The following is a 14,149-nucleotide window of genomic DNA, read 5'->3' as shown; positions in this document are numbered from 1 at the left end:
CGAAAACTGTTGATACATGTCAATTCTTGTCGATATCTTGCAATACGCATGATCAGTGAAGTTGGAATAGGTGGCGCTTCATATATTTAAAAATTAAACTATATGTATGAAAGGACAAAATAAACTTTTTATTGCTATTATTATTGCACTTATTCTGGGAGTGTTCATGGGAGGACTGATTCATTTGAAGTATCCCGAAAGTATAGAACCATTTTCTAAAAACATAAAATTACTCGGGACCGTTTTTATCAGATTGGTACAGATGATTATTGCGCCATTGGTATTTACCACTCTTGTAGTAGGAATTGCGAAAATAAGTGATATCAAAATGATAGGAAGGGTAGGAACAAAAGCAATGCTTTGGTTTATTACTGCCTCTCTGATTTCTCTTTTTATTGGATTGATACTTGTTAACTGGCTTGAACCGGGATATGTGACCAAATTACCTATTCAGGAAGTTACAACAGCAGATGATCTTCTGAAAAGCAGTAAAAGTTTTTCTATGGAAGACTTTGTAAAACATATAATTCCCAAAAGCCTGTTTGAAGCATTTGTTACCAATGAAGTGCTTCAGATCGTTGTTTTTTCCATTATGTTTGGAGTAGCACTGGCTAATTTAGGTGAAGAATATTCAAAGCCGGTGGTCAAGCTTTTTGATATCATTGCTCATGGAATCCTTAAAATGGTTGCGTATATCATGTGGTTTGCCCCACTGGGAGTGCTGGGTGCAATTGCAGCAGTGGTAGCTACAAACGGATTTGAGATCTTCAAGGTATATGCCGTTTATTTAAGAGACTTTTTCTTTGCTATAGCTGTTCTTTGGCTGATTCTTCTGTTAGTGGGATATTTTATTCTGGGGAACCGCCTTTTCGAGCTGTTAAAAAGAATTAAAGAACCATTACTGATTGCTTTTTCCACAACCAGTTCAGAAGCGGTATTTCCAAAACTGGTAGAAGAGCTGGAAAAATTCGGATGTAACAGCAGAGTGGTTTCTTTTATTTTGCCTTTGGGATATTCATTCAATCTGGATGGAAGTATGATGTATATGACCTTTGCTTCAATCTTTATTGCCCAGATCTAAGGAATCGAAATGACCGTCGGGCAGCAGATCACCATGCTTTTGGTTCTGATGCTTACCTCAAAAGGAATTGCCGGAGTTCCGAGGGCCTCTTTGGTTATTATTGTTGCAACCTGTTCCATGTTTGGCATTCCACCTGAAGGAATCGCCCTGATTCTTCCTATCGATCATTTTTGTGATATGGGAAGAAGTATGACCAATGTATTGGGGAATGCATTGGCAACTTCAGCGGTCTCCAAATGGGAAGGGCAGCTTGAAAATATACAGGACGGAGTGGTACGTACTTATGATGCGAAATAAAAACAGACTTTGGTAAGATGCTGTGCCGGATTTATTTTTTTGTGTAGAATCTTATTTTTTTTCATATTTCCAGTTTCGGCCCTTACCTTCCTCAATCCATTCCAGAGACTGTTCTATTCTTCTGTTTCTTGTTGCTTCTGTTTTAGCATCTGTAATCCATGTGATGTACTCCTTTCTGAATGAGGGGGAAGCTTTTTCAAAGAACACAAGTGCTTTAGGATGCGCCTGTAAAGCAGTTTGAAAGTATCCAGGAATCTCGGTCTCTGTTTTGGTTGGGGGAGCTTTCTTCATCGTAACCCCCATATCCGTAAGGCTCATTGCTTCTTTGATTGCTTTTTTAAGCTGAGGTTTTGAAGGAAGATCTTCCATTTTAGTGATTTTTCCCAGGCTGAACATTGAACTTTTTTCAGCTTTAATTTCGATCTCTTTTAAAGTTTTCATTTCCTGATGCAGCCAGAACCCAAGACTGCAATAGTGCTTGAAAGAGGTTATTGAGCAGAGTATTTTTCCTTTGTACATGAATGTAGGAAACTTCCATTTGATAGCTTCTTCCGCATCAGGACAGACCTCATGGATCGTTTCCCGGAGATAATCAAGGATCGGTTTTGCAAAATCCGGAGACTTCTCGATGTATTCATCAACCTTTATATCATATTTTTCCATAGTTCTATTAAAATAATTGGGTGATTTCATTGACCAGGAATTTGACCTGATCCGGTCTTCCCCTGTCATTTTTAGGATTATTGGAATAACTGCCGGTCTTTACAATGACCATATTGAATTCAGGAACCATGATGATATATTGCCCCTGCAGCCCTAAGAAATAGTAATGTTTTACAGGGTTATCATTGTTGATCCAAAGACCCATTCCGTAAATATTCTCAGATTTTTCGGTGGGAGTTCTCATCTGTTCAATAAAATCAGAATTTAAAATTTGCTGATCTCCAGCTTTTCCGTTATCCAGAAACAGTTGCCCCAGCTTGGCAAAATCCCGGGCATTGGAGTGAATACAACAGTAGGTTTTTTCCATTCCATGATCATCCGTGCTCCATTTTGCATTCTGTTCCATTCCCAGCGGAACCCAGAATTTTTCTGATAAATAGCTTGCCAGAGGTTGATTCAAAGCCTTTCTTATGGCAAAACCAAGAAGTTGAGTGGCACCGCTTTGGTACTCAAATTTTGTCCCTGGCTCTTCTTTAAATTTCCTTGAGAACACAGCCTTTACAAGACTTTTTCCATAATAAGCTTTCGCATTGGGCAGAAACGGATTGTTATAATTTTCATCCCAATCCAGTCCGGATTCCATTTGTGCCAGATTTTTAAGCGTAACATGATCCCCAAAAATCTTTTCTTTAAATTCAGCATAAAAACCTGAAAGCTTTTCATCTATTGAAGAGATAACTCCTTCTTCCAAAGCTTTTCCTAACAGCATTACGGTTACAGCCTTTGCCATGGAAAAAGAATTGGTCTGAGAAAGCTGATTATAACCATTCCAATACTGCTCATGAAGGATCTTTCCATTTCTGATCACTACCAAAGCGGCAGTACGGGAATGTTTTAAATCATCAACTAAATGTTTCGGTAATTCTTTCTTGTTGTAATCAGGATCTTCTTCCCACAATTTGGGAGCTTCGGTAGCTATAGGGTTACTGGGGAAAAGATATCCGTCATCTATATAAGCACTCGACTTTCCTTTAAGGTAAGTTTTGGAGATTCCGCTAAATAAATAATCATATCCCAGAAAATAAGCTGCTGCTGCACCAGCTACAGCTCCGCCTATCATATACTTTAATATTCTCATTGTTTTATGAATCGGTATCTGACAAATTTAGAATAATTTGGTTATAAAAATTAAAATGATGCTTAAATAAGTTGTTTTTGCTTTTATTGACAAAAATTATAACCAGCGGTATTGTGAAAATAAAAAAGCCCTGAATTTTCAGGGCTTTTACATTATATTTTAGAAAGTAGATTTCTGAAGTTGGTCTTCTCATCGATGATTCTTCTCAGTTCTGAAACAGGAACTCTTTCCTGCTGCATTGTGTCTCGGTCTCTGATGGTTACCGTATGATCCGTCAATGAATCGTGATCTACTGTAATACAATATGGAGTACCGATCGCATCCTGCCTTCTGTAACGTTTTCCGATCGCATCTTTTTCTTCGTAGAATAAATTGAAATCATATTTCAGATCGTTGAAGATTGTTTCTGCATATTCTGCCAGGCCATCCTTCTTCATCAGTGGAAGAATAGCTGCTTTAATTGGTGCCAATGCCGGAGGTAAAGATAAAACTGTTCTTTCTGAACCGTCTTCCAATACTTCATCTCTCAGGCAGTGTGAGAAAATAGAAAGGAATAACCTGTCAAGTCCTACAGAAGTTTCCACTACATAAGGAACATAGTTTTCATTTCTTTCAGGATCGAAGAACTGCAGTTTTCTTCCGGAGAACTTTTCGTGAGCTTTAAGATCGAAGTCCGTTCTTGAGTGAATACCTTCAAGTTCTTTAAATCCGAATGGGAAATTAAACTCTATATCAGCGGCAGCATTCGCATAGTGGGCAAGTTTTTCGTGATCATGGAATTTATAGTTTTCATTACCTAATCCCAGAGCTAAGTGCCAGTTCAGACGCTTTTGCTTCCATTGTTCGTAGAACTCAAGCTCCGTTCCCGGTGCTACAAAGAATTGCATTTCCATCTGTTCGAATTCACGCATTCTGAAGATAAACTGTCTTGCAACAATTTCATTTCTGAAGGCCTTTCCGATCTGTGCGATCCCGAAAGGAAGCCTGTGACGTGAAGTTTTCTGTACATTCAGGTAGTTGACAAAGATTCCCTGAGCCGTTTCCGGTCTAAGGTAAAGGTCCATGGCGCTGTCAGCAGAAGCTCCCAGTTTGGTTCCGAACATCAGGTTGAACTGTCTTACTTCCGTCCAGTTTTTAGAACCTGTATCAGGATCAGCAATTTCAAGCTCTTCAATCAAAGCCTTAACATCAGCAAGATCCTCATTTTCTAAAGATTTTGCCAGCCTTGAAAGGATCGCTTCTCTTTTTGCTCTGTATTCCAGAACTTTTGGATTCGTCGCAACAAACTGATCTTTATCAAAAGCCTCCCCGAATCTCTTCGCAGCCTTTTCAATTTCTTTATTCTCCTTATCTTCAATTTTAGCACAATAGTCTTCCACCAGAACATCTGCTCTGAAACGTTTTTTGGAATCTTTATTGTCAATCAATGGATCGTTGAAAGCGTCTACGTGGCCTGATGCCTTCCATGTTGTAGGATGCATAAGGATTGCCGAATCAATACCTACAATATTCTCGTTAAGCTGTACCATCGCTTTCCACCAGTATTGTTTGATATTATTTTTGAGTTCGGCCCCATTCTGTCCATAATCATAAACAGCGGATAAACCATCATAGATCTCACTGGAAGGGAAAATAAACCCATACTCTTTAGCGTGAGAAATTACTTTCTTGAAAACATCTTCTTGCTTTGCCATAATTTTTTTACGTCTGATGTGCAAAAATAATGTTTTTTATTGGGAAAATATTAATACCTGTAAGATCCTACATTTGAGATTGTCATTAAGATACATCCACCCGCACCAATGATAAATAAAATACCTGCAATAATAAACAGTAATATTTTGATTATTTTGTATTGTTTTGATCGTATCAAGACAATACTGGCTACTGTTATAACAACAGAGATCACGATCAATTTTACAAAAAAACCAAAATAGTCTGTCATTTTTTTTAAATTATGGTAAAACTCTTTTACTAATTTAAACAATTTATTTAATGTGTAGTTATAAGGAGCCGGGAACCTGCTTTCGCTACTCGCTTTTTCTGGTTTTGGGCGGTGGCAAAGCCACCGCCCAAAACCAGAAAAAGCTCAAACATGCCGCTCAATCAGGGCTATTGACTTTTATATTTTGGCAAACCTAACAGGTTTCAAAAACCTGTTAGGTTTAGAATATCACCCTTCACTTTGAAGGTTTCCTATTCAAAATAAGAATCAGCAGAAAATCTCTACTTTTGCACCATGTTAGAAATTCTTTATCGTGACGAGCATATTATTGCGATCAACAAACCCAGCGGACTTCTGGTTCATAAATCTTTCTATGCCGGAGAAGCCGATACTTATGCTATTCAGGAGCTGAAGAAACAGATTGGCCAAAAAGTGTATCCTGTACATCGCTTAGACCGGAAAACTTCGGGGGTTCTGCTGTTTACTTTAGATAAAGATACCCTTAGAATCATGAGTGAACAGTTTGCATCACGTGAAGTAGAGAAGAAATATCTTGCAATTCTTCGTGGCTGGACAAAAGAGGAAGAAACAATTGATTACGACTTAGTTAATGAAAATGAAGTCACACAAAATGCAGTTACATACTATCGTCGTTTGCAGACTTCGGAAATAGATTTACCTTTTTTAAAACATCAGACTTCCAGATATTCTTTGGTAGAAGCTATTCCTGAAACGGGAAGATTTCATCAGTTGAGAAAACATTTTAAACATATTCTACACCCAATCTTAGGCTGTCGTAAGCACGGTTGTAATAAACAGAATAAGTTGTGGCTTCAAACATTTGACATCAACAAAATGACGCTTCATGCCCATCAGTTGATTTTTAATCATCCTGTTTCTAACGAAAGAATTACGTTAAATGCCACTGTAGATGAAGAGTTCAAAAGAATAGGAGATATTCTGAATTTTGATCTGAGCTCATACACTTAAATAAGTCTTTTCGTTCATAAAGTTGCTTCGCTCAGCAAAGGTTGATCCCAACTCTTTGCTTAGTGAAACGCCCTTGCGAACAAAAATGTTTTAGAACGATCAAAAGCTTTGCGATCATAGCGTTTTAAATTTATGTCAAAAATTATAAAAGGTTTTATGTTTTATAGATGCTATATATCAGGCATTTTGATAAAATATCATACATCAATCGAACATTAATTTTAAAATGAGTAATTTTGTAAAACTTTTTTTCAATGTACAAATCGCTCATTCGTCCGATTCTTTTTAAATTCGATCCTGAAGAAGTACACCACTTTACTTTTTCAATGCTTAAAAATTTTGGATTTCTTACTAAACTGTTTTTACCAAAACCTATTGAAGACAAACGTCTGGAAAGAGAAGTTTTCGGATTGAAATTTAAAAATCCTGTAGGACTGGCTGCCGGTTTTGATAAAAATGCCGTTCTGTTCAACGAATTGGGAGACTTAGGTTTCGGATTTGTAGAGATTGGAACAGTAACCCCAAGAGCCCAGGCTGGAAATCCTAAGAAAAGACTGTTCCGTCTGATTGAAGATGGCGGAATCATCAACAGGATGGGATTCAATAATGAAGGTCTTGAAGCGGCAATTGAAAAATTAAAATCGAATAAAGGAAAAATCATCATCGGTGGAAACATCGGAAAAAATACAGATACAAAACCTGAAAACTATACCCAGGATTATCTGGATTGTTTTGAAGGGCTTCATCCTCATGTCGACTATTTTGTACTGAATGTAAGCTGCCCGAATGTAGGAAGCCATGCCAAACTGGAAGATGTGGAATATCTGAGAGAGCTGATTACAGAAGTAAAAAAAATAAACCAGTCAAAAGCTGTACAGAAACCGATACTCCTAAAAATTGCACCGGATCTTAATAATAATCAATTAGATGAAATCATTGAGCTGATTGCCGAAACAAAGATTGATGGTATTGTAGTTTCCAATACATCAGTAAACAGAGAAGGGCTGAAAACCTCGCCAGAAGTTCTTGAACAGATAGGCAACGGAGGTTTAAGCGGAAAGCCTATCCGTGAGAGAAGTACAAAAATGATTAAATATCTTTCTGATAAAAGCAACAGGGCTTTCCCGATCATCGGTGTAGGAGGAATTCACTCGGCAAAGGATGCCATGGAAAAGCTGGATGCCGGAGCGAGCCTGATTCAGCTGTACACAGGATTTATTTATGAAGGCCCGGAGCTGATCAACGATATCAATAAAGAAATCTTGAAAAGAGCAGGCAGATTACCAAGATAAAACAAAAAGAGAGTTCAGTAACTGGCTCTCTTTTATTTTGATTTTACTACAGAAGATTTTTTTGTGTCTACAGTCAAAGTGTAAGCAGGTGAAGAATAGGATTTGGGAACTTTAAACTGAAGGATGCCCGGATCTTTAGTCTTTATCTTTTGAGTTTCAAATATTCCTTCCAGACAGCTTTCGGTAAGGAATTCCTCGTAACGTTTATAATTCCAGTCCCTGGTAAAATAAAGAATACGGTATCCTTTTTCTCCTTCACTTGCTCCGCATCTGCCACATGCATTAAGGTTGGAAGAATGGTTAAAATATAATAAAACATGGTTTCCTTTTTCTCCGGAAACGTATGAGACCAGTTCATTCCCACCATACACATTAATAACGTCAAAGGTGTTGATCCTTTTGTTATTGGGTAAAACCAGATAATTATTGTAACGGTAGATCATATTATTACCTGTAAATAGTTGGGCAGGTTGGGCTTTGTCTTTATTTCCAAGATAAAAAGTTCCTGTAACCGGATTTTCTTTAGCCTGATCGTGTCCGAATAAAATGGTTTCCTTCGGAGTAAAGTTTTTGACAATTTCAGCTACTTTTTCAACATCCTTTGGTGAATTGATCTTTTCTTTAAACTGTTTGGAAATCTGTTGGTGTTTAGAACCGAAATGATACAACGAAAGTTTCCCGTAATCATAAAGCCCGGTAAGGGGTATTTTCTTCTGATACTTATCGTAATAATACCAACCGCTGACAAAATGCTGGTATAAGTTGCAATCCGGGATGCCATCATAGTGAAGCTGCAGGGTAACAGGAACTCCTGCAATTTCTCCTTTGAAAGTTTGTGAAGAATCTGTTACAGTTTTTAATTCAACTTTCTGGCAGAGGGCAAATGTGAGGGAAAAGAAGAAGAATATAGCAAAAATTTTTTTCATGGCTGGGTTATCGTGGTTTTTAGTTTTTTAGATGAAAAAGTGGGCAATTGTATAGATGATCAGCCCTACGAGTCCTCCCACAAGAGTCCCGTTGACCCGGATAAACTGAAGGTCTTTTCCTACTTCCAGCTCCAGTTTTTCGCTCAGTTCTTTGCCCTGCCAGTTCCCGACAGTAGTACTGATGAGGTTTCCAAACTGATGGGTATTTTTAAGAATGTATTTATAAGCGGTGACACGTACCCAATGATCAATTTTATTCTGAAGATTTTCGTCTGTCTTTAAGTTCTGTGCAAATTCATTCAGGTTTTTAGAAAGGTAGTTTTTCAGTGCAGAATGATCTTCCTGGAGTTCTTTTATCAGGGTCTTTTTGATAGAAACCCAGATGTCATTGGAATATTCATCCAGTTTTTCATTTTTCAGAAGTCCGTTTTTAATGGTTTTAAATTCTTCGTCCCATTTCGGATCTTCTTTCAGATCAACCGAGAATTCATGAATTTTCTGAGTGATCAACGTTCTGACTTCATGCTGCGGATCTTCCTCTATTTCTTTAAAGAATTCAGAGAGTCCGGCTGCAATTTTATCTGCAATTTTATTATCTACAAATGACGGAATAAAAGAATAGCTTCCTTTCTTTACCCGCTCCTGGATCATTTCATCATTTTCAATAATATATTCTTTGATCTGCTTAGAAAGGTTGGTAATGATCCTTTGATGGTCATTCTTTTCCAGAATATATCCGATTCCGTTTCCTACTACTTTATTAAGTTTGATATCACCTGTCATTTCAGAGACCTTTTTGCTTATAAAATGGCTCACGGTAGAATCATCAAGCTTGTTGAGAATGTCCATAACAATCTCGGATAAGTTTCTGATGAGAATATCCTGACTTTTCTCTTTTCCCAGCCATTCGCCAACGAAATTGGAAATCTTCAGCTTTTGAATATAAGGACGTATATTCTGAGGCGAAAGAAAATTGCTGACCACAAAGCTCCCCAGATTATTTCCCAGTCTCTGTTTGCTGTTTTCAATCAGATTGGTATGGGGAATCGGAAGCCCGAGAGGGTGGCGGAAGAGTGCTGTTACGGCAAACCAGTCGGCCAAAGCACCTACCATCGCAGCTTCAGAAAAGGCTCGTACATAGCCGATCCAGTGTGAACTGTTCGATTTCTGTAAAATAGTCGTAATGATGAAAATAATGGCCATCAGGACAAATAATCCTGTTGCAAACGCTTTATATTTTCTGAGTTGTTTTCTTTTTGCTTCGTCATTCATATTCTCAAATTTACTAAATTTGGTTATGAAACCGTTTAATGTTAATAAAGCTTTTTCGTAAGGTATTATAGAAAGTTTATGACATTCTAAAATTAAAATTTACAATGAAATTTTTAGTTTCACTCATTATATTAACCGTTCTGCAATCATGCACGCAGAAATATCAACCTATTAAAACCTCTTCTATGGAAAATACAGAAGCAAAAAACAATCCATACTATTCCAGAACCGATACAACAAAGCTGAACATTTCTAATGAGGAATGGAAAAAAATCCTTGCTCCGGATCTTTATTCAATATCCAGGGAAGCAGCTACAGAAAGAGCTTTTACCGGAAAATACAATGAATTTGATGAGGTGGGGGATTATTATTGTGCTGTTTGCGGAAATCATCTGTTCCGTTCTACTTCAAAATTTGCAAGCAGCTGTGGCTGGCCGAGTTTCTTTGAGGCTGATAAGGAAGGTGTTTATTATAAAAGAGATACCACTTATGGAATGGAAAGGGTTGAAGTTCTTTGCAAAAGATGTGATTCTCATTTAGGTCATGTCTTTGATGATGGTCCGAAGCCTACAGGGCTGAGGTATTGTATGAATTCTATCAGTCTGGAATTTGTTGCGGATACTCAGAAATAAGTTTTTAATTCACAGAATCAGGACGTTAAAGTTTCTTAAATAGCGTTAAACTTCTTTCGTTTTTACCCGATGCGTAATGATGTTTTTATAATTTTGCCCCACTAATTTGGAATTATATATTATTGAATGAAAGGATTTTATAGCGTAATAGGCCTTGTTTACATGGTTACGACCTCATTCTACATTTCTCCAAGAGGGGCGGTAAAGAATGAAAATTTCAAGACAGCAAAGACTGAAAAAGTAACTGTAGCTGACGACACGAAATCTGAGAAGAATACAATTGCTGTTTCTTCATCAGAAGCATTATACCAATCAATTGCATTTGACCCGGAACATGAACTGAACTATGAAGTATTCTCAAAAGCATTGACAGGTTACGAAAACTTAAAGAAAGCAGGATTGCTTACCCAGGATTCGCATTTATTGACTATCTGCGATTTTTCTATGTCTTCCAATACCAAAAGACTTTGGGTCATTGATCTTGAAGACAAAAAAGTTCTGTTCAACTCATTGGTTGCCCATGGTAAAAATACCGGCGAAGAATTTGCGACGAATTTTTCTAACAGGGAAAGTTCGTTACAGAGCAGCTTAGGATTTTATATCACAGATGCAACGTATCAGGGGGACAACGGATATTCTTTAAAACTGTTGGGCATGGACAAAGGATTTAATGATGCAGCCTACAGAAGAGCGATTGTAATGCACGGAGCCAATTATGTAAGCGATGAATTTGCTGCTATGCACAAAAGAATTGGAAGAAGCTGGGGATGTCCCGCAGTACCGAGAGAGCTGACACAGCCGATCATCAATACCATAAAGGGAAGAAATCTGCTGTTCATTTACTATCCTGATCAGAATTACCTTTCCTCTTCGGAATGGTTGAAAGCGCAAGTATAACATCAAGCAGTCAGTTTTGGCTGCTTTTTTTATGTATAGCTAAATTTGACAATCTTGGTTTTTAAGTTTAAATTATAAATCATTTTTTTCTGTTTAAATAATTACTTTGTAAATTCTTGCAAGAAATTTTACTGGAACAAAAGTATTAACGGGTAACGACAAAAGAAGTCGTATTATAATTAATTTTTAAAGATTTTTTAATCAGAAAATAATTACTTGTAAAGCACATGTTTTTATTCTTAATGAAAATAAAAATCCCTGTATAATGATCATACAGGGATTTACAATTATTTTAATCTGAAAATTATCTGAATTTTTTGAAAACCAAAGTCGCATTATGACCTCCGAATCCAAAGGCATTACTCAATGCAAAATTGATCTCTTTCTCTTTTGCTTCCCCGAAAACAATATTGATATCCTTAGGAATACTTTCATCTATACTATGAAGGTTGATCGTAGGAGGAATAATGCTGTTTTGAATGGCCTTAATAGAAAGGATCGCTTCAACGGCTCCCGCTGCACCCAATAAATGCCCTGTCATAGATTTTGTGGCACTGATGTCAAGGTTTTTACTTCCTTTAAATGCATTATTGATGGCTTTCAGCTCTATCAAATCTCCCAGAGGAGTAGAGGTAGCATGTGGGTTAATATAATCGATATCTTCCATATTGGCTCCCGCTTCCTTCACTGCCAGCTGCATTGCTTTGATGGCTCCTGCACCTTCAGGATGAGGGGCAGTCATGTGATAAGCATCTGCAGTCATGGCGGCACCTGCCAATTCAGCATAGATTTTTGCTCCTCTTGCCACAGCATGTTCATATTCTTCAAGGACCAAAGCTCCAGCCCCTTCACCCATTACAAAACCGTCTCTCTCGGCATCGTAAGGACGACTGGCGGTGACAAAGTCATCATTTCTGGTAGACATGGCCTTCATAATAGAGAAACCACCTATAGAAGCCGGAGTAATAGCAGCTTCAGAGCCACCACTGATGATTACTTTCGCTTTTCCGAGACGAATATAGTTGAAGGCATCCATCAATGCTGTATTTCCGGTTGCACAGGCTGAAACAGTAGTATAGTTGATTCCCTGAAGTCCATATTTCATAGAAATCATTCCTGAAGCCATATTGGCAATGAATTTGGGAACAAAGAAAGGATTAAAACGTGGGGTGCCATCACCCTGGGCGAAATCCATTACTTCCTTTTCAAAAGTCCACATCCCGCCTTGTCCTGTTCCCCAGATCACTCCGGTATCAAACGGATCCATACTCTCCAGTTCCAGTCCGGAATCCTGAATTGCTTCTGCGGATGCGTACATGGCATATTGTGTAAACAGGTCACTTCTTTTAATCTCATTATGATTCAGATATACTTTTGGATCAAAATTTTTGACCTCACAAGCGAAGTGTACCTTAAATTTTTCTGTGTCGAAATGGGTGATTAATCCTGCACCACTTGTGCCTTTAATGCTGTTTTGCCAAAAATCTTCAACATTATTTCCCAAAGGTGTCACAGCACCTAATCCTGTAATGACAACTCTTTTCATATTGTAGTTACTAATTTTAAATCGATTAGACTTTCATGAGATAAACCCGGTTTACCCATGCTTCATTTTGCTTCTTTCTTAAGCATCTAATTTTCGTCTGCAATATTATCAATTTTCTTTCGCTGCAGACGAATATTAAAGCATATTATTTAATGCATAATAAAAAGATTTTAGCTTTTGAAATAATTTTTAGGGTAAATATTACTTCTCTAAAATCATGGTTATACCTTGTCCACGGGCTGCACAAATGGATATAAAGCCTTTTCCGCTGCCTTTTTCATGGAGGAGTTTCGCCAAAGTAGCAATAATCCTTCCACCGGTGGCCGCAAATGGATGAGCTGCAGCCAGACTTCCACCTTTTACATTCAGCTTGCTCCTGTCAATGCGTCCTAATGCTTTCTCCAGTCCGAATTTTTTTGCAAGATCATCATTTTCCCAGATTTTAAGGGTAGCCAGGACCTGTGCTGCAAAAGCTTCATGAATTTCATAATAATCAAAATCTTCCAGATTCATCCCTGCTTTCTTCAGCATTCTTTCTGCTGCAAAAACCGGGGCGAGAAGTAAGTTTTGTCGGTTTTCAACATATTCTATCCCTGCCAGTTCTGAAAACGTGATATAAGCCAGTACAGGAAGGTCATTGGCTTTTGCCCATTCTTCACTGGCCAGCAGAACTGCTGAAGCTCCATCAGTAAAAGGAGTGGAGTTTCCTGCCGTTAAAGTCCCGTTTTGCTTATCAAAGGCAGGTTTTAACTGTGATAATTTTTCTAAGCTGGTATCTCTTCGCAGGTTATTATCTTTGTCAATACCAAAAGCAGGAGTGATCATATCATCAAAAAAGCCTTCATCATAAGCTTTGGCCATGTTCTGATGGCTTCTGAATGCCAGTTCATCCTGTTCTTCTCTTGGGATATTGTAATATTTGGCAGTGATTTCAGTATGCTCACCCATTACCAATCCTGTTTTCGGTTCCTGTCCTTTGTAAGGGATCGGCATCCAGTCTTTTAATTTCGGACTTAATAATTGCTTCAGTTTTCCAAAAGTAGATTTTTCTTTATTGGCTTTTAACAAGGCTTTTCTTAATCTTGGAGAAGATTCAAAAGGAATATTGCTCATGGCTTCAACACCGCAGGCGATACCGCTTTCTATCTGTCCCAGCGCAATTTTATTTCCGATATAAATGGCTGCTTCAATACCTGTATCACATGCCTGCTGAAGATCACATGCAGGAGTTGCCGGGTGGAGGGAGGTATTTATTACAGTTTCTCTGATGAGGTTGCTTTCGGAAATATGTTTGATGACTGCACCTCCGGCAACTTCCCCAAGCCGTTTTCCTTTCATATGGTAACGGTCAATAAGCCCGTTGAGTGCAGATAGCAAAAGCTCCTGGTTTCCCTGGTCCGTGTAAGCGGTATTCATTCTGGCAAAGGGGATTCTGTTATATCCTACAATGGCCACTCTTTTTATTTCCAT

Annotated in this window: 11 protein-coding genes and 1 pseudogene; 5 read left to right on the top strand and 7 right to left on the bottom strand. The window is 38.0% G+C overall.

From position 1 onward, the window contains the following. The first annotated feature begins 106 nt into the window (after window positions 1–106). Window positions 107–1,378, top strand: a pseudogene (locus ACTJJF_RS12530) (dicarboxylate/amino acid:cation symporter). Window positions 1,379–1,429: 51 nt separating this feature from the next. Here ACTJJF_RS12530 and ACTJJF_RS12525 read toward each other — a convergent pair. The 3 genes from ACTJJF_RS12525 to ACTJJF_RS12515 all read right to left on the bottom strand — a co-directional run bounded on the left by ACTJJF_RS12525 (window position 1,430) and on the right by ACTJJF_RS12515 (window position 4,873). After that, a complete protein-coding gene (locus tag ACTJJF_RS12525; protein WP_440699862.1) occupies window positions 1,430–2,041 on the bottom strand; it encodes a YdeI/OmpD-associated family protein in 612 nt (203 codons plus the stop codon). A gap of 7 nt (window positions 2,042–2,048) precedes the next feature. After that, window positions 2,049–3,179, bottom strand: a complete 1,131-nt coding sequence (locus tag ACTJJF_RS12520; RefSeq protein WP_440699861.1) for a serine hydrolase domain-containing protein — start codon at window positions 3,177–3,179, stop codon at window positions 2,049–2,051. Window positions 3,180–3,331: 152 nt separating this feature from the next. Next, entirely contained in the window at window positions 3,332–4,873 is a 1,542-nt protein-coding gene (locus ACTJJF_RS12515) for a glycine--tRNA ligase (protein ID WP_440699860.1), read from the bottom strand. Window positions 4,874–5,418: 545 nt separating this feature from the next. Between ACTJJF_RS12515 and ACTJJF_RS12510 the strand changes: the two genes are divergently transcribed. Together ACTJJF_RS12510 and ACTJJF_RS12505 are read left to right on the top strand one after the other, a co-directional pair. After that, window positions 5,419–6,114, top strand: a complete 696-nt coding sequence (locus tag ACTJJF_RS12510; protein ID WP_440699859.1) for a pseudouridine synthase — start codon at window positions 5,419–5,421, stop codon at window positions 6,112–6,114. 254 nt (window positions 6,115–6,368) lie between these two features. Next, complete coding sequence (locus ACTJJF_RS12505) at window positions 6,369–7,406, top strand: quinone-dependent dihydroorotate dehydrogenase (protein WP_312297147.1); 1,038 nt, start codon at window positions 6,369–6,371, stop codon at window positions 7,404–7,406. Window positions 7,407–7,438: 32 nt separating this feature from the next. Here the strand turns inward: ACTJJF_RS12505 and ACTJJF_RS12500 are convergent, their stop codons facing one another. Beyond that, on the bottom strand, window positions 7,439–8,332 hold the full coding sequence (locus tag ACTJJF_RS12500; protein ID WP_440699858.1) for a hypothetical protein: 894 nt from the start codon (window positions 8,330–8,332) through the stop codon (window positions 7,439–7,441). Window positions 8,333–8,359: 27 nt separating this feature from the next. Beyond that, on the bottom strand, window positions 8,360–9,604 hold the full coding sequence (locus tag ACTJJF_RS12495; protein WP_440699857.1) for a DUF445 domain-containing protein: 1,245 nt from the start codon (window positions 9,602–9,604) through the stop codon (window positions 8,360–8,362). Between the two features lie 104 nt (window positions 9,605–9,708). Between ACTJJF_RS12495 and msrB the strand changes: the two genes are divergently transcribed. Both msrB and ACTJJF_RS12485 read left to right on the top strand, forming a co-directional pair. Continuing rightward, a complete protein-coding gene (gene msrB / locus ACTJJF_RS12490) occupies window positions 9,709–10,236 on the top strand; it encodes a peptide-methionine (R)-S-oxide reductase MsrB (RefSeq protein ID WP_440699856.1) in 528 nt (175 codons plus the stop codon). A 126-nt stretch (window positions 10,237–10,362) separates the two neighbouring features. Continuing rightward, window positions 10,363–11,133, top strand: coding sequence for a murein L,D-transpeptidase catalytic domain family protein (locus ACTJJF_RS12485; RefSeq protein ID WP_440699855.1), 771 nt, complete (start codon window positions 10,363–10,365; stop codon window positions 11,131–11,133). A 304-nt stretch (window positions 11,134–11,437) separates the two neighbouring features. Here ACTJJF_RS12485 and fabF read toward each other — a convergent pair whose 3' ends face one another. Both fabF and ACTJJF_RS12475 read right to left on the bottom strand, forming a co-directional pair. Next, complete coding sequence (gene fabF, locus ACTJJF_RS12480; RefSeq protein ID WP_312297135.1) at window positions 11,438–12,679, bottom strand: beta-ketoacyl-ACP synthase II; 1,242 nt, start codon at window positions 12,677–12,679, stop codon at window positions 11,438–11,440. 201 nt (window positions 12,680–12,880) lie between these two features. After that, entirely contained in the window at window positions 12,881–14,149 is a 1,269-nt protein-coding gene (locus ACTJJF_RS12475) for an acetyl-CoA C-acetyltransferase (protein ID WP_440699854.1), read from the bottom strand.

Source organism: Chryseobacterium sp. 22458 (assembly GCF_052044975.1).
GTDB lineage: Bacteria > Bacteroidota > Bacteroidia > Flavobacteriales > Weeksellaceae > Chryseobacterium.
This window is presented reverse-complemented; position numbering and strand designations above follow the sequence as displayed.